The 16,060-nt window shown below is 37.6% G+C and carries 16 protein-coding genes; 3 read left to right on the top strand and 13 right to left on the bottom strand.

Features of this window, described 5'->3' with window-relative positions:
- The first annotated feature begins 399 nt into the window (after nucleotides 1-399).
- Both ACQVD9_RS03205 and ACQVD9_RS03200 read left to right on the top strand, forming a co-directional pair.
- Nucleotides 400-978, top strand: coding sequence for a YdcF family protein (locus tag ACQVD9_RS03205; RefSeq protein ID WP_264747432.1), 579 nt, complete (start codon nucleotides 400-402; stop codon nucleotides 976-978).
- A 107-nt stretch (nucleotides 979-1,085) separates the two neighbouring features.
- Nucleotides 1,086-1,610, top strand: a complete 525-nt coding sequence (locus tag ACQVD9_RS03200; RefSeq protein ID WP_264747431.1) for a gamma carbonic anhydrase family protein — start codon at nucleotides 1,086-1,088, stop codon at nucleotides 1,608-1,610.
- A 3-nt stretch (nucleotides 1,611-1,613) separates the two neighbouring features.
- On the opposite strand, the gene recG is transcribed toward ACQVD9_RS03200, so the two are convergent.
- From recG to ACQVD9_RS03145, 11 genes are all read right to left on the bottom strand, one after another.
- Nucleotides 1,614-3,689: an ATP-dependent DNA helicase RecG gene (gene recG, locus ACQVD9_RS03195; RefSeq protein WP_264747430.1), complete on the bottom strand. Its 2,076-nt coding sequence runs from the start codon at nucleotides 3,687-3,689 to the stop codon at nucleotides 1,614-1,616.
- Between the two features lie 14 nt (nucleotides 3,690-3,703).
- Nucleotides 3,704-4,612: a hydrogen peroxide-inducible genes activator gene (locus ACQVD9_RS03190; protein ID WP_264747429.1), complete on the bottom strand. Its 909-nt coding sequence runs from the start codon at nucleotides 4,610-4,612 to the stop codon at nucleotides 3,704-3,706.
- Between the two features lie 28 nt (nucleotides 4,613-4,640).
- Complete coding sequence (locus ACQVD9_RS03185) at nucleotides 4,641-5,024, bottom strand: RidA family protein (protein ID WP_264747428.1); 384 nt, start codon at nucleotides 5,022-5,024, stop codon at nucleotides 4,641-4,643.
- Between the two features lie 22 nt (nucleotides 5,025-5,046).
- Complete coding sequence (locus tag ACQVD9_RS03180) at nucleotides 5,047-7,140, bottom strand: RelA/SpoT family protein (protein ID WP_264747427.1); 2,094 nt, start codon at nucleotides 7,138-7,140, stop codon at nucleotides 5,047-5,049.
- A 58-nt stretch (nucleotides 7,141-7,198) separates the two neighbouring features.
- Nucleotides 7,199-7,468 (bottom strand): DNA-directed RNA polymerase subunit omega, encoded by a 270-nt coding sequence (gene rpoZ / locus ACQVD9_RS03175; RefSeq protein ID WP_264747426.1) that lies wholly within the window; start codon nucleotides 7,466-7,468, stop codon nucleotides 7,199-7,201.
- A gap of 81 nt (nucleotides 7,469-7,549) precedes the next feature.
- The gene (gene gmk, locus ACQVD9_RS03170; protein WP_264747425.1) at nucleotides 7,550-8,164 is read right to left on the bottom strand and encodes a guanylate kinase; all 615 of its coding nucleotides are present in this window, start codon (nucleotides 8,162-8,164) and stop codon (nucleotides 7,550-7,552) included.
- Nucleotides 8,165-8,220: 56 nt separating this feature from the next.
- On the bottom strand, nucleotides 8,221-9,018 hold the full coding sequence (locus tag ACQVD9_RS03165; protein ID WP_264747424.1) for a lysophospholipid acyltransferase family protein: 798 nt from the start codon (nucleotides 9,016-9,018) through the stop codon (nucleotides 8,221-8,223).
- A 40-nt stretch (nucleotides 9,019-9,058) separates the two neighbouring features.
- Nucleotides 9,059-9,589, bottom strand: coding sequence for a D-glycero-beta-D-manno-heptose 1,7-bisphosphate 7-phosphatase (gene gmhB, locus ACQVD9_RS03160; protein WP_264747423.1), 531 nt, complete (start codon nucleotides 9,587-9,589; stop codon nucleotides 9,059-9,061).
- Nucleotides 9,589-11,646: a glycine--tRNA ligase subunit beta gene (gene glyS, locus ACQVD9_RS03155; protein WP_264747422.1), complete on the bottom strand. Its 2,058-nt coding sequence runs from the start codon at nucleotides 11,644-11,646 to the stop codon at nucleotides 9,589-9,591. The genes gmhB and glyS overlap by 1 nt, the downstream gene beginning before the upstream one ends.
- On the bottom strand, nucleotides 11,646-12,593 hold the full coding sequence (glyQ, locus tag ACQVD9_RS03150) for a glycine--tRNA ligase subunit alpha (protein WP_264747421.1): 948 nt from the start codon (nucleotides 12,591-12,593) through the stop codon (nucleotides 11,646-11,648). The genes glyS and glyQ overlap by 1 nt, the downstream gene beginning before the upstream one ends.
- Before the next feature lie 233 nt (nucleotides 12,594-12,826).
- Entirely contained in the window at nucleotides 12,827-13,201 is a 375-nt protein-coding gene (locus ACQVD9_RS03145; protein ID WP_264747840.1) for a helix-turn-helix domain-containing protein, read from the bottom strand.
- Between the two features lie 329 nt (nucleotides 13,202-13,530).
- Between ACQVD9_RS03145 and ACQVD9_RS03140 the strand changes: the two genes are divergently transcribed.
- Entirely contained in the window at nucleotides 13,531-13,764 is a 234-nt protein-coding gene (locus tag ACQVD9_RS03140; RefSeq protein ID WP_264747420.1) for a DNA-binding protein, read from the top strand.
- A 111-nt stretch (nucleotides 13,765-13,875) separates the two neighbouring features.
- Here ACQVD9_RS03140 and ACQVD9_RS03135 read toward each other — a convergent pair whose 3' ends face one another.
- Entirely contained in the window at nucleotides 13,876-15,366 is a 1,491-nt protein-coding gene (locus ACQVD9_RS03135) for a YifB family Mg chelatase-like AAA ATPase (protein WP_264747419.1), read from the bottom strand.
- Nucleotides 15,367-15,434: 68 nt separating this feature from the next.
- Nucleotides 15,435-16,019 carry a TetR/AcrR family transcriptional regulator gene (locus ACQVD9_RS03130; protein WP_264747418.1) on the bottom strand — a complete coding sequence of 195 codons (585 nt, stop codon included), beginning with the start codon at nucleotides 16,017-16,019 and terminating at the stop codon, nucleotides 15,435-15,437.
- Between the last annotated feature and the right edge of the window lie 41 nt (nucleotides 16,020-16,060).

Below are 16,060 nucleotides of genomic sequence, written 5' to 3'. Positions count from 1 at the left end.
AAATAAATTCTAGAGACTAATAGAACTTACTTAAGAATCCTTAAATTGCAAATTCCATTCCACATTTAATCTGATACCTGAAAATTGACTATTTGATATAAGCACCGGTCAAACAACTTATAAAACGAAAACACTGCCAGTAGCAGCAAAACTATAAAATCTAATTAATTTACTGTATTTATTAATAATTGATCTAAACTATACAGATACTATTATTTTTAGTGTTATTAAAGAATTACATTGGTATAAATGTACTTATCTCTAAGATAACGGTTTAAGGATAGCGCAAAATCCTTCCCAAGCATACCCCCTAAATAAGATTAATATTTTACTCATAGCAATTAATTAATTATATAATTATGTCTAATTGAAACTATATGGTTATAAGCATTATATAAAATGAAATGGATTCTCAATCGTAAAAAGAAAATGATTTTTGTTGCTATTATTTTAATTTATTTTGTAACAGTACTAAGCATTGTAGCATCAGGCTTAAAAGATAATTTATTCAAGACCGATCTTATTGTCGTTCTCGGCACTAAGGTTTCACCTGAAGGTATACCTAGCCCAGGACTTGCTGCACGCCTAAACAAAGCGATTGAAATTTATCAACAAGGGTATGCCCCTAAAATCCTAGTAAGTGGCGGTACTGGCAAAGAAGGCTATGACGAGTCAATAGCTATGGCTAACTTTTTAATAGCAAGAGGAGTTCCAGCTAACGCTATTATTAAAGATGGACAAGGCATTAATACCAGAGCTACAGCTAAAAACACTTACCAATACATGCAGCAGCAGCAATTAAAGTCTGTTATTATTATTTCCCAATACTATCATATTGCAAGAATTAAACTCGCTTTTAAACATGAAGGTATTAAACAAATTGGTTCTGGTTCACCAACCTATAGTTCATGGCGAGATTTTTACTCTGTTAGTAGAGAATTATTAGGGTATCCAATTTATTTTTTCAATATAAAATAAAATTGTTGTTGCTCCCCCCTAACATTGTCTACCAATTGTCATATGTTATACTAGAGGCTTCATAATTAAATTTAATATACATTGATGTAGCTTACCATGGAGTTATTATGCCTATCCGCCCCTACAAAGGTAAAACACCATCCTTAGGAAAAGAAGTATTTATTGATGAAACGGCCATTATTATTGGTGATGTTGTACTTGGTGATCAATGTTCAGTATGGCCTTACGCTGTAATTCGTGGTGATGTGCATAAAATACGTATCGGTGCTCGCACTAATATACAAGATGGTTGTGTACTGCATGTTTCTCATGTCAATCCAGAAGTGAATAAACTAGGTAGTGGCCTTGTTATTGGCGAAGATGTAACAATAGGACACAAAGCTGTATTACATGGCTGTACAATTAGTGACCGTGTACTTATTGGAATTGGTAGTATTATTCTTGATAATGCGGTAATAGGTAGTGATGTGATTATTGGTGCCGGAACAGTAGTTCCTCAAGGTAAACAATTAAATGGTGGTTACTTATATGTGGGTAATCCTGCTAGACAAGTACGCCCTTTAATTGAAAGTGAAAAAGAACTATTGCGCTATGGTTCTGAGCACTATGTAAAATTAAAGGATAGTCACTAAATATTATACTTGGCCATAACGCTGGCGATTAGCTATCCAACGATTAAGTAATGGTTCTATATACTCTTTATGTTTAATCACTAATTGTTGTGTAGCTTCTCGAACATCTGGCAATAAGTCACTATCCCTCATTAAATCCGCTACTTTAAATTGTAATAAGCCCGTTTGACGAGTTCCTAATACCTCACCAGGTCCTCTGATTTCTAAATCTTTCTCAGCAATCACAAAGCCATCATTAGTTTCTCGCATAATAGCCAAGCGTTCTTGCGCTACTCTAGATAAAGGTGGATGGTAAAGTAATAAACAAAAACTTTCTGTACTACCGCGCCCTACCCGACCACGTAGTTGGTGCAACTGGGCTAATCCTAAACGCTCAGGGTTTTCAATAATCATTAAACTCGCGTTAGGGACATCCACCCCTACCTCTATTACAGTAGTAGCTACTAGTAACTGCAACTCTCCAGCTTTAAATTGTTGCATTAATTGTGCCTTTTCAGCTGGCTTCATACGTCCATGAATTAACCCCACATTTAACCCAGTTAATACTTCAGATAACTCAGCAAAAGTAGTTTCTGCTGCTTGGCAAGTTAACTCTTCTGACTCCTCAATCAGCGTACAAACCCAATAAGCTTGCTTACCTACTAAACAAGCTTGTCTTACGCGTTCTATTACTTCTACTCTTCGAATATCAGCAATCACCACGGTGGCCACAGGGGTGCGCCCTGGTGGTAACTCATCTAAAACCGATGTATCTAAATCAGCATACATGCTCATGGCTAGCGTTCGAGGAATGGGGGTAGCGGTCATAATTAATTGATGAGGAAGTAGACCAGCTTCACCACCTTTATCTCTCAACGCCAAACGTTGCTCCACACCAAACCTATGTTGCTCATCAATAATAATTAAAGCTAGATTTTTAAAAGACACTTCTGCTTGAAATAGCGCATGTGTTCCAACAACCATTGGGCAACCCTCTGCGATATTCTGTAAAGCTGCTTGCCTTGCTTTTCCCTTAAGCTTACCAGCTAACCATTCAACCTGAATACCTAAAGGCTCAAACCAACGTTTAAACGTTAAAAAATGCTGTTCTGCTAAAATCTCTGTAGGTGCCATTAATGCAACTTGATAACCCGCCTCCAAAGCTTGTAAAGCAGCCAATGCAGCGACTACCGTTTTACCTGCACCTACATCCCCCTGAACCAAACGTAACATGGGGACTGGCTGAGCAAGGTCATAATTGATTTCTTGCACAACCCTTTGCTGTGCATTAGTTGGTCGAAAAGGTAATTGTTGTAAATAAGCAGGCACTAATTGCTTTGATAGTGGTAAAGCAGCGGCTACTTGGCTACGAATCTGCTCCCTTAATCGCTGTAGTGATAATTGATGAGTCAGAAGCTCTTCAAATACTAAGCGTTTTTGTGCCCAATGTTTACCTTCTAATAATAATTGACTGTCTGCATCTGGTGGCGGGTGATGCAAATAACGCACTGCCTCTAATAAACTGCCCAACTGATACTTTTCAATAAGAGCAGTAGGTAAATAATCAGGCAAACTATAACTCGTTAATAATTGCAGTGCTTGCTCCACTAATTGCCTTAATCGTTGTTGTGTTAACCCTTCTGTCATAGGATAAATAGGAGTTAAGGTTTGCTCGACAGGCATTATTTTATCGACGGCAATTATTCTATATTCTGGATGATATATTTCAAATCCCGATGCCCCCACACGAACATCACCAAAACAGCGCACACGCGCACCATTTTGGAACGAGCTTTTCTGACTTTGATTGAAATAATAAAATCTTAAACCAATAGTACCGCTACTATCCCGTAACTTTACCAATAAGCTACGACGACGTCCCATCAGAACAGCTGATGAAACAACTGTACCTTCAATCACTGCATCTTGCCCAGTAAATAAAGAACCAATTGGCGTTATTCGCGTTCTATCTTGGTAACGAATAGGTAAGTGAAACAATAAATCTTGAATTGTTATAATACAAAGCTTTGCTAATTTTTCAGCTAATGCACTACCTACTCCCTTTAAATGGGTAATAGGTGTATGGTCTAAGCTAGCCATACGCTACTCAACTTTTAAATAATAGATGCTGCACTATGTTTAATAGCATCTACTAAAACATCAATTGCTTTTGCTCTTGGAAAACTCATCCGCCAAGCAATTGCTACCGTTCTAGTAGGAACTGGATCTGCAAAAGGTCTTACCTCAACAACACCTTCAGCATAATAAGGACTATGGATAGCTGAATGAGGTAACACAGAAATACCTAAACCAGATGCAACCATATGGCGTATGGTTTCTAATGAAGTAGACTCGACCTCTGTATACTCATCTTCAGTGCCACCTTCTTTGGTGGTTGGACAGGCCTCTAACACTTGATCTCTAAAACAATGTCCTTCGCCTAACAAGAGGAGTGTTTTACCTGACAGCTCATCTGATTTGATTTCTTTACGTTTTGTCCAAGGATGATTAGCAGGTAATAAGACATCAAAATGTTCTTCGTATAAAGGTTTAGCTACTATATCCACATCACTAAAAGGTAACGCTACGATAATAGCGTCCAAATCGCCTGAGCGCAGTTTTTCTTTAAGGACATGCGTGAAGTTTTCTTCTATATACAATGGCATATTAGGTGCTACTTTATGTAGCTCAGGAATAAGATGAGGAAATAAATAAGGGCCAATGGTGTAAATAGCGCCTATACGGAGAGGTGCAGCAAGTTGATCCTTACCTACTTGAGCTAATTCACGAATAACTTGTGTTTGCTCTAATACTTTTTTAGCCTGTTCTACAATACTTTCACCAACAGGTGTTAAACGAACAGAGTTTTTACTCCGTTCAAAAATATAAACACCCAGCTCTTTCTCAATTTTTTTAACCCCCACAGATAACGTTGGTTGACTAACATGACAACGATCAGCTGCCTTACCAAAATGCTTTTCTTGTGCCAAAATCACAATATAACGAAGTTCTGTGAGAGTCATATATTTAATCCTTCTGAGCTGAGGGTGACTATCCTAAAACTAAAATAGCATCCATTTCTACTAGCGAATCTTTAGGCAATGCATTAATACCAATTGCTGCACGAGCAGGATAAGGTTCTGCAAAATAACGCCCCATTACTTCGTTTACCTTAGCAAAATTAGCTAAATCTGTTAAATAAATATTTAGTTTAACAATATCTTTTAAACCACCGCCTGCTGCTTCTGCCACAGATTTTAAATTTTCAAATACCTGTACTGTTTGTGCTTCAAAACCGCCCTCAACTAACTGCATAGTTGCTGGGTTTAAAGGGATTTGTCCTGATAAGTATACAGTATCACCTGCTTTGACAGCTTGAGAGTAAGTACCAATTGCTGCGGGTGCTTTTTCAGTGTTGATCACTTCTTTTTTCATGAAGTAAACTCCTAATAATCTATTAATGTCCTGTTCTTGCGATTTTTATAATACCATTAATAAGTCGTAACTTCTTAATCACTTTAGATAGATGAATTCGATTATGTACAGTAACTACCATATTCACTATACAGGTTCTACCATCACGTTCATCTACTGCAATTTTTTCAATATTAGCATCTGCTAAATTGACAGCTTCGGCCAATGACGCAATTAAACCACGCTGTTGCTCCAACTCTACATTTAATTGGACTTCAAACTCACCTTTTATGTCTTTAGCCCACTGCAAAGGAACACATTTATCGGTATTAGAAATATCAGCAACTCGCTTACAATTCTCTATATGAACGACAATACCTTTACCTGTAGATAAGTGACCAATAATAGGGTCACGGGGAATAGGATAACAGCATTTAGCATAAGTAATCACTAAACCTTCGGTGCCATGTATTTCTAAAGGTTTCTTACCAATAGATGTTCTGTCTAATCCTTTGACCAACTGCTGTGCCACAATATAAGCAACACGATTACCTAAACCAATTTCTTCAAATAATGCTTCTGGAGTAGCTAATTTATACTCTTTTAATACTGCCTCTAATTGTTCAGCAGGTATTTTATCTAGGTATGAATCAACACTCGCTAACTCTTTATTTAGTAAGTTCTCACCTAATGTAACTGACTCTAATTGTTTTTGTTGTTTTAAGGCGTGTCGAATATTTGTTCTGGCTCTACCTGTTGCTACGAAATTTAACCATGCAGGGTTTGGTCTAGCGTTAGGAGAACAAACAACCTCTACTGTAGAACCACTTTCTAATACTTGTGATAAAGGCGCTAAGTGACGGTCTATTCGACAAGCAATGCAAGTATTACCTACATCAGTATGAACAGCATACGCAAAGTCAACTGCTGTGGAACCCTTCACCAGCTCCATAATACGGCCTTTAGGTGTAAATACATACACTTCATCAGGGAATAAATCAGTTTTAACGTTTTCTACGAACTCTAAAGAACTACCTGCACGCTGCTGTAGCTCTAATAAATTTTTCACCCAACGCTTAACACGTGATTGATTTACTTCATCACTACCTGATTTATATAGCCAGTGGGCAGCAATACCATAACTGGCCATTTCATCCATTTCTTTAGTACGAATTTGAATTTCAATAGGAATACCATTCATACCAAATAAAGAGGTATGTAATGATTGATAGCCATTCGCTTTGGGAATAGCTATATAGTCTTTAAAACGACCGGGAACGGGTTTAAATAAGTTATGCACCGCACCTAATACGCGATAACACATATCAACTGAATCAACAACAATGCGAAAAGCGTAAATATCCATAATTTCATTAAAGGATTTTTTCTTATCCTTCATTTTCTTATAGATACTGTAAAAATGCTTTTCTCGACCACTTACTTGGCCATGTAAATTTTCTCTTTGCAAACAGGCTTCAATCGCTGATTGAAATTTAGCAACCACTTCTCGACGATGACCACTAACCTTTTGAACTGCCTTGTCAATTAAAGCTGATCGCATTGGATACATAGCTTTAAAACTAAGATCTTCTAAAGAAACACGCACATCACGCATCCCTAGACGATTAGCAATCGGTGCATAAATCTCTAGGGTTTCTTTTGCAATACGACGACGTTTAGGAGGTGACATCACCTCCAAAGTACGCATATTATGTAGACGGTCGGCCAACTTAACAATAATAACTCGAATATCTCGAGCCATAGCCATGGCCATTTTTTGGAAGTTTTCAGCTTGAGCTTGTTCTTTACTATCAAAGGAGATTTGGGTTAATTTACTAACCCCATCAACTAGATCAGCAACAGCATCGCCAAATTGTTCGGCTAATGCTTCTTTAGGAATACCTGTGTCTTCAATAACATCATGTAACATCGCAGCCATCAGGCTTTGATGATCCATATGCATTTCAGCGAGAATTCTGGCTACGGCCAAAGGATGTGTTACATACTTTTCACCACTACGACGACGCTGCCCATCATGGGCTTGCGAGGCATAATAGTAAGCACGCCGAACACAGTTCACCTGCTCTGGTGTTAAGTATTCAGTAAGGCGTTGAGCAAGGTCATCTATGGTTGGCACAAATCACCCCCTCGCTGATAAGGCATGCAGCTACTAGGCGAGGCATAAAACAAATAAACTAGCCTCTAAAACTATCCATTTGTCCGTCATCAAATGCTGTAAATAAAGGCTCTTCACGAACCATAGCCTCTTGTGCCACAAATTCTTTATCAATTAGGCCTTCAGCAATTTCACGTAAGGCAACAACGGTTGGTTTGTCATTATCCCAAGCAACTAGAGGTTCACGTCCACCGTTTGCTAATTGTCGAGCACGCTTACCAGCTAACATCACCAATTCAAAGCGATTTTCCACATTATCTAAACAATCTTCTACTGTTATACGAGCCATAATATTCCTCTAAAAATCATCAACTAACTATCAGCTATTGCGTCTTCAATTCGAATCTTTCAGTTTAAAAGTATCTCTTGATTATGACAAGAGATCTTTTAATAAAGATCCTAATTTTTCAGTCTGCCTTAAACATTTTAAACGGTGTGTAATAATAATAGACTCTAAATCGTGTAATGCCGTTTCAAAGTCATCATTCACAATTAAATAATCAAACTCAGGATAATGGCTAATTTCATTAATAGCTTGCGACATTCGATGCTCAATGACAGCACCTGAGTCTTGTCCACGTTGCACTAATCGCTTGCGCAAAGTCCCTCTTGAAGGAGGTAAAATAAAAATACACTTTGCTTCTGGCATTAATCGACGAACTTGTTGCGCACCTTGCCAATCAATCTCAAGCAGAAGATCTTGTCCCTTATTCAAACACTCATCTACCCAATAAGAAGCCGTACCATAATAGTTTTCAAAAACAAGGGCGTGCTCTAAAAAAGCACTTTCCTCAAGCATTTCGACAAACTTTTCTTTTGTTACAAAGAAATAATTTACACCTTCCTGCTCATCTGCACGTGGAGCTCTTGTAGTATGAGAAACCGCTACTTTTAGCTCTGGTTGACGCTCTAATAAAGCTTTAACTAAACTGGTTTTTCCTGCCCCAGAAGGTGCAGAAATAACATAAAGAGTTCCACGTTCCATTTTGCCCATCCTATCTAACTAACGGATATAGTTATATTATAGCGATTTATCTTCGATTAATCTTGTTCTTTAGGGTTTTTAGGTGCTTTTTTTGCAACCTCTAAAAAGTCAGTTGCCGTTATTTTCTGCATTGTTTCAATAATCCAGTTTTCTGCCTGCTTATTCGCTTGTATTATTTGCTCTGGATCTGTGCTTATAGATTTTATTGGCTGACCAATAACTACCTCTATTGTACCTGGATATTTAGCCCAGCCATATTTTGGCCAAAACTCACCCGCATTGTGTGCCACTGGCACTGCTCCCACACCTGCCGTAGCTGCTAAAGTAATACCACCACGGGTAAAGCGACCATTCTGCCCGGGCTGAGTCCGAGTCCCCTCTGGAAAAATAAGAATGTAATGACCTGCTTTTAATAACTTGCTACCTTTATCAAGTAACTGCTTAAAAGCCTCTTTTGGTGTACCTCTATTTATGGCCACTTGTCTACTTAAAGCGAGCATCCAACCAAAGAAAGGAATAAATTGCAACTCTCGCTTTAATACATTACTCAATGGATAAATTTGAGCTGTAAAAAATATAGTTTCCCAAGTACTTTGATGCTTAGAAACAATAACACAAGGGGTGTTAGGCAGATTCTCAAGTCCAGTGATTTTATATTTAATACCCGCAATAACACTTGCTGAATTAATCACAAAGCGACACCACGGTTGAATAAACCCTTTCATCAACCAACGATAGGGAATAAATAAGAATACCGTTAAACAAACGATACCCCAAATTAGCACACTCGCCGCCAGAACCAAATAGAAAGCTATGGTACGTAGAATTTGTAGGAATGATATTTTTTTCTTCATTATTTAGAACCTATCAATCACCTATTAAGTGAGTCACAAACTATTGTAATAAATAATCAGCAACTGCCACTAAATCATCAAACACTAAAACTTGTTCATCAATTCCTTTTTCTAATGTACGCAATCCTTTACCTGTTTTCACTAATACCTGCTGGCAACCTATTGCTTGCGCAGCTTTTAAATCACTTGCTGAGTCTCCAACAAACCATACACCCTGTAAAGGTACTTGATAATACTTGGAAATTTGCTGTAAAAGACCAGGCTTCGGTTTACGACAATCGCAGCCATCATTAGGCCCATGAGGACAATATACAATTATCCCCATTTTTCCACCAGCATCTGCTACTAAAGTACGTAGCTTATTATGCATGGCTTCTAACGTTGCTAAATCATAATAACCACGTGCTATACCAGATTGATTAGTAGCAACTGTTATAGTCCAACCCGCTTTACTTAGTCTAGCAATCGCGTCAATAGCACCACCAATAGGAATCCATTCCGCTACTGTTTTAATGTAGTCATCAGAATCATGGTTAATGACTCCATCTCGATCAAGAATAATTAACTTCATTAATCTAACAACGATATATCAGCAATCCCTAAGAACAATTGGCGAATACGTGCCAATAACGCATAACGATTAGCACGTACTTGACTATCTTCAACGTTTACAAAAACATGTTCAAAGAAATCATCTAACAACGTTTGTAATGAGGCTAATTGATCTAACGCTTTACTATAGTCACGAGCAGCACTTAATTTAGGCACACTCTCTTCTAGATGTTTAATAGCTGTAGCTAACGCATTCTCTTGCTTTTCTAACAATAGTACTGGATTAATTTCTGTAGCAATTTCCTGCTGTGTAGTTTTTTCTAAAATACTATAAACTCGTTTATTTGCAAAAGATAACGCTTGAGCTTCAGGTAGCTTACGGAAATGCTCTACTGCTTGTACACGCTGATCAAAATCTAATGGTGACATTGGTTTTAAAGCACGAACTGCTTGATAAGTCGTGATATTAATGCCTTCATCTTCATAACGAGCACGTAATCTATCAAAAATAAAATCTAAAACTTGTTCTGCCAAACCTTTAGGTTCTACTTGATAGCCATAGAGATCAACTGCACGCTGTACCATTTCAGCTAGATTAAGTTCTAAGCGTTTTTCTAATAGAATACGTAAGATACCCAAAGCGGCACGACGTAAGGCGTAAGGATCTTTACTACCTGTTGGCAACATACCAATACCAAAAATACCTACCAAGGTATCTAATTTATCAGCTATCGCCACACTACACCCTACCAGTGTAGTAGGTAGCTCACCACCCATATTGCGTGGCATGTATTGTTCATTTAGCGCCAATGCTACATCTTTAGCTTCACCACCTGCCAATGCATAGTAATAGCCTGCAATACCTTGCATTTCTGGAAACTCGCCAACCATTTCAGTGGCTAAATCAGTTTTCGATAATAGTCCTGCACGTCTAGCTTGCTCTACATTCGTTCCTTGCTTTTCAGCTACATAACCAGCTAATTTACTAACACGTACAGCTTTATCATAAACAGTTCCCAATTTAGCCTGGAATACTACATTTTTTAAACGCTCATTAAACTGTTCAAGTGGTTGTTTAAGATCTTGTTTAAAAAAGAACTCAGCATCTGTTAAACGTGGCCGTACCACTTTTTCATTACCCGCTATCACTTGTGATGGATCTTTACTATCCACATTAGCAACGGTTATAAAGAGCGGTAATAATTTGCCTTGCTCATCCAATAAACAGAAATATTTCTGATTATCTTGCATGGTAGAAATTAATGCTTCTTGAGGTACTTCTAAGAAACGTTCTTCAAAACTACACACTAAAGGTACAGGCCATTCCACTAAAGCGGTTACTTCTTCTAACAACCCTTCTGGCACAATCGCTTTACCATTATTTTGTTTGGCAAGCTCTGCCACTTTATCTGCGATTAATTTCTTACGCTCAGCAAAATCAGCCAGTACATGGGCACTTCGTAAATCTTCTATATAACTCTTAGGTGATGCAATATACACGGGCTCTGGATTATGGAAACGATGGCCTCGTGACTCACGACCTGCTTTCTGTGCTAAAATTTCACAATCGATAACTTGGTTACCCAATAACATAATCAACCATTGGGTAGGGCGTACAAACTCTTCACGTCTAGCAGCCCAACGCATTCTTTTAGGAATAGGTAAATTATCTAAAGAATTACGTATAATATCAGGTAATAAACTAGCTGTAGCTTGGCCTTTAATTTTTTGCTCAAAACGTAATTTTGGACCTGATTGATCAATTTCTGATAATTCAACACCACATTTACGTGCGAATCCCAATGCTGCTTGAGTAGGCGCTCCATCTGCTGTAAAAGCAGCTTGTATGGGTGGACCATCTACATTAACTGTACGATCAGCCTGCTGTTCTTCTAGAGACTCTACCAATACAGCTAAACGTCTTGGCGCTGCATAGTACTGACTTGTTTGATAATTAAGCCCTGCCTCTTTTAAGCCTTTTTCAATACCTTTTTGGAAAGCTTCTGCCAATGATTTTAAAGCTTTTGGAGGAAGCTCTTCAGTACCTAATTCAACGAGAAAATCTTGCGTACTCATTATTCTGCCTCCTTCATTTTCGCCAATACTTCATCACGTAATGCTTCATCAGCCATCGGGAAGCCTAAGCGAGCACGTGCTTCTAAATAACTCTGTGCAACCGCGCGGGCTAAAGTTCTAACCCTTAGAATATAACGTTGACGCTCAGTCACTGAAATGGCTCGTCGAGCATCCAGTAAGTTAAAGGTATGTGAGGCTTTAAGTACCATTTCATAAGTCGGTAATGGAAGTTGTAACTCAATTAGACGATTTGCTTCACTCTCATAGAAATCAAATAAACCAAATAGTTTTTCAATATTGGCATGTTCAAAATTATAAGTAGATTGTTCAACTTCATTTTGATGGAATACATCACCATAAGTCACTTTGCCAAACTGACCATCTGTCCACACTAGATCATAAACAGAGTCAACACCCTGTAGATACATAGCTAAGCGTTCAAGGCCATAAGTAATTTCACCGGTTACAGGGTAACATTCGATACCACCCACCTGTTGAAAATAAGTGAACTGGGTTACTTCCATACCATTTAACCAAACTTCCCAACCTAATCCCCAAGCACCTAATGTGGGAGACTCCCAATTATCTTCCACAAAGCGAATATCATGGATAAGTGGATCAAGACCAATATGCTTTAAAGAACCTAAATAAAGTTCTTGTAAGTTATCTGGATTAGGTTTGAGTACTACCTGAAACTGATAATAATGCTGCAAGCGATTAGGATTTTCACCATAACGTCCATCAGTAGGTCTTCTAGAGGGTTGCACATAGGCTGCATTCCATCTTTCTGGCCCTATTGCGCGTAAGAAGGTTGCTGTATGAAAAGTCCCTGCCCCCATCTCCATATCATAAGGTTGCAATACTACACAGCCTTGCTCCGCCCAGTATTGTTGCAAAGCAAGAATCAAATCCTGAAATGTACGAACAGTCGATACCTTTGTCGTCACTTGAGTTACCTATGAGTAATATCAGTCTAATTACCTGTTTAAACCAAACAGGTAAAATTTATTTTAAATGGAAAGTTGCTCAGTATAGCAGGGAGACCCTATAAGGTTGAAGTCTATTTATGTACACTATTACATTATTTTAATGTAAAAATACAAATTTTAAGCTAATAAACACCCTTTTGAGTAAATACTTTTACACAAATCTTTACGCTAATTTATATCGGTATGCTTTATTATTTAGCTTGTTGCGTTGCCAGTAATTTAGCAATATCTTCTATAGATTTTTTACCATCTTCGCTGACTTTTCGATAACAATGAATTAGCTCAAGTTCCTGTTGAGTTAGTTGAAGGCCTGCCTTGTAATTCCCTGTTTCTTCGGCAGTAGTCACTGCTGATGAACTGCTCACACTATGTATAGGTATAATTCTGTCGCCCGTTAAAATATAATTGGTATCTACTCCCAAGTTAACCAACTTTAATAATACTTCTGATCCTGGTGCAATCTTAGCTGACTCATATCTACTCCATGTTTCTCTTGTAATAGACACTTTATCAGCAATCTCCTGCTGGGTCATGCCTAGCCGTTTCCGTTCTTCTTTTAATCGCATCGACAAAGAATTAGTAGCCATCATACGCTTCTCTTTAATTATTAATTTTATCCCTATATCAGCATATAATAATCATAATTAAATCGAATTTAAATAATAATTCATTACTTATTTATCAACCATTGGCAATGCTAGCCTACAGCTATATATATATTTAAATATCAATGATTTGTGACGAAAACACCACTAAAACCCATATGCTGTTGAAAAAACCTGACCCAAAAGATGATCTATAAATCACTTTTTTATTGACAAAGTGATTTATTATTTACATAATGCATATGTATTCCATAATTAATAGTATTTAATTAGAATTAAAGGAAGAAGCTATGAATACGCCATATCCAATACCTAATACACAACCCTATACGCCAGAACAAGTAAAAAACTTTTTTCGACAATCAGGTATTCCAATCTCAGACTGGGCTAAAGCAAATGGATATTCTGTTAATAAAGTTTATCAGGTACTGAACGGTCAACTAAAAGGCTTAAGAGGCTCTGCCCATGAAATTGCTATCGAACTTGGGTTGAAGGTTAATATAGAAAATAGCTATCAGTTTTAAATTAGCTGATTTATTTTAATCAGCTAAACTAGCTAACTATTAAATTTATAAAATCCAATTTTGAGCCCAATAAATCGTATCATAAAAATTATTAGTATTAACTTATATAGATTAACTAGAAGGCCTATAATGAAAAACCTCTGCAAGATGAGAACGTTTTACTGCTTTCTCTCCTTGCATATCTGCTAAAGTTCTTGCCACTTTCAAACAACGATGTAACGCCCTTAAAGAAAGCCCTAACTTTTCTCCTGCCTGTTCAAACCACTGTTGATCTTCTTTAGATAACTGGCAAACTTGTTGCAGTGTTGCAATATCTAAATAGGCATTAGGGCAACCTTGTCTTTTTTGCTGTATATCTCTTGCCTCCGCCACTTGCTTTGCAGCTTCAGCACTGGTTAGTTGGTTACCATTATTAGCAGATAATGTTAATGACTCTCTACCTACCGTAATATGCAGATCTATTCTATCCAATAATGGTCCTGATAATTTACCACGATAACGTTGTACCTGCTCAGGTGTACAACGACAAGTTTTTGTTGTATCTCCTAAGTAACCGCAAGGACAAGGATTCATAGCCGCTATTAATTGAAATTTAGCAGGAAATAACACTTTTTCCCTTGCCCTTGCTACCATTATTTCGTGGCTTTCTAATGGCTCTCTTAAAACTTCTAATACTCGCCTATCAAACTCTGTGAACTCATCTAAAAATAATACCCCTTGATGTGCTAAAGTTACTTCACCAGGCTGAGGTTTACTGCCACCCCCCACTAAAGCCGCTGCTGAAGAAGTGTGATGGGGTGCCCTAAAAGGTCGTTGTGGCCAATGTGTTAGAGGTTTTATATCAGCAATTGAATAAATAGCTGCCACCTCTAATGCTTCCTGCTCTATGAGCATAGGTAAAATACCCGGTAAACGGCTAGCCAATAAAGTTTTTCCAGTGCCAGGTGGGCCTGTAAAAAGTAAGTTATGCCCACCACTAGCAGCAATTAACAAGGCTCTTTTTGCTGCTATTTGTCCCTGAACATCTGCTAAATCTGGATAAGGCTCAACTTGTCTCAATAGCCCTTTAGATTGATAAGGCTCTAATACAGCCTGACCTGAAAAGTGAGCAGCTACTTCTAGTAAATGATCCACAGCATAAACTATCAAACCTGTCGCTAAGCAAGCCTCTTCGGCATTTTCTTGAGGTACAAATAAAGCTCTCCCTGCATCTCTTGCTGATAATGCAGCAGATAACACGCCTCGAACAGGGCGTATATGACCTGATAATGCTAACTCACCTAAACATTCTATTTCTTTTAATGGTTCTGCTGGAATCTGTCCACTAGAAGCTAAAACACCTAAGGCAATAGCTAAATCGAACCTTCCACCCTCTTTAGGTAAATCAGCAGGGGCTAGGTTTAATGTAATCCGCCTAGCAGGAAATTCAAATTGTGAATTAATAATGGCACTTCTTACTCTATCCTTGGCCTCACGTACCGCTGTTTCTGGTAAACCTACTAACGTTAAGGAAGGCAATCCATTAGATAAGTGACTTTCTACTGTTACACAAGGTGCATTAATACCAACCTGCGCTCGACTATAGGTAATGGCCAGTGTCATTACTAATCCTTATTTTGTTGTTAACAAAACAAGTATACCGCAGAATATAATTAATTAACTGAGATCTATTAAGGAAACAATCTCATACAAAAATTAATCATTTTTATTAGACGTTCTTTTGGAACACCATCCCTACCTTGAATAGCTAAACCATTTAATACATTCACCACATAATCACCTAGTAATTGACTATCACTGACAGCTGGTAATTCATTATTGATAATTGCTTGTTCTATTCTTTTTGTAATAAGTATCGATTGCTTATGTCTCAATTCCTCTAACCATAATCTAATATTATTATTAGCTTCAGTACAATTAATAGCTGATAAAACCACCATACACCCTTTTGGCTTACTATTATCAGTATACAACTCAACTGCATCTAATAATATTTGCTGTACAAACTCCTTAACTGTATTAGTTTCAAGCAATGCTTTACTAACAAAACCGCCCTCATGCTCCATATAAAACTCTACAGCTTTTCTGAATAATCCTTCTTTAGAACCAAAAGCAGCATAAATACGTGCTGAAGCAATACCTAATAAAGTGACTAAATCAGACATAGAAATGCCTTCATAACCATTTTTCCAAAAAGCGTCTCTTGCTTTTACTAACACTTTTTCAATATCAAATTCTCGAGGTCTTCCGGCCATATTAATTCTTTAATGATTAACAAATAATTGACAAATAAGTT

This window comes from Entomomonas sp. E7T21, from assembly GCF_058693955.1.
This window is presented reverse-complemented; position numbering and strand designations above follow the sequence as displayed.

What these genes read in the sequence shown, in the direction of transcription:
- ACQVD9_RS03130 (WP_264747418.1), bottom strand. Translation starts at nt 16,019, where the DNA reads ATGGCCGGAAGACCTCGAGAATTTGATATTGAAAAAGTGTTAGTAAAA.
- ACQVD9_RS03145 (WP_264747840.1), bottom strand. Translation starts at nt 13,201, where the DNA reads ATGCGATTAAAAGAAGAACGGAAACGGCTAGGCATGACCCAGCAGGAG.
- recG (WP_264747430.1), bottom strand. Translation starts at nt 3,689, where the DNA reads ATGGCTAGCTTAGACCATACACCTATTACCCATTTAAAGGGAGTAGGT.
- glyS (WP_264747422.1), bottom strand. Translation starts at nt 11,646, where the DNA reads ATGAGTACGCAAGATTTTCTCGTTGAATTAGGTACTGAAGAGCTTCCT.
- ACQVD9_RS03165 (WP_264747424.1), bottom strand. Translation starts at nt 9,018, where the DNA reads ATGAAGAAAAAAATATCATTCCTACAAATTCTACGTACCATAGCTTTC.
- ACQVD9_RS03185 (WP_264747428.1), bottom strand. Translation starts at nt 5,024, where the DNA reads ATGAAAAAAGAAGTGATCAACACTGAAAAAGCACCCGCAGCAATTGGT.
- ACQVD9_RS03200 (WP_264747431.1), top strand. Translation starts at nt 1,086, where the DNA reads ATGCCTATCCGCCCCTACAAAGGTAAAACACCATCCTTAGGAAAAGAA.
- ACQVD9_RS03205 (WP_264747432.1), top strand. Translation starts at nt 400, where the DNA reads ATGAAATGGATTCTCAATCGTAAAAAGAAAATGATTTTTGTTGCTATT.
- gmk (WP_264747425.1), bottom strand. Translation starts at nt 8,164, where the DNA reads ATGGAACGTGGAACTCTTTATGTTATTTCTGCACCTTCTGGGGCAGGA.
- ACQVD9_RS03140 (WP_264747420.1), top strand. Translation starts at nt 13,531, where the DNA reads ATGAATACGCCATATCCAATACCTAATACACAACCCTATACGCCAGAA.
- ACQVD9_RS03135 (WP_264747419.1), bottom strand. Translation starts at nt 15,366, where the DNA reads ATGACACTGGCCATTACCTATAGTCGAGCGCAGGTTGGTATTAATGCA.
- ACQVD9_RS03190 (WP_264747429.1), bottom strand. Translation starts at nt 4,612, where the DNA reads ATGACTCTCACAGAACTTCGTTATATTGTGATTTTGGCACAAGAAAAG.
- rpoZ (WP_264747426.1), bottom strand. Translation starts at nt 7,468, where the DNA reads ATGGCTCGTATAACAGTAGAAGATTGTTTAGATAATGTGGAAAATCGC.
- gmhB (WP_264747423.1), bottom strand. Translation starts at nt 9,589, where the DNA reads ATGAAGTTAATTATTCTTGATCGAGATGGAGTCATTAACCATGATTCT.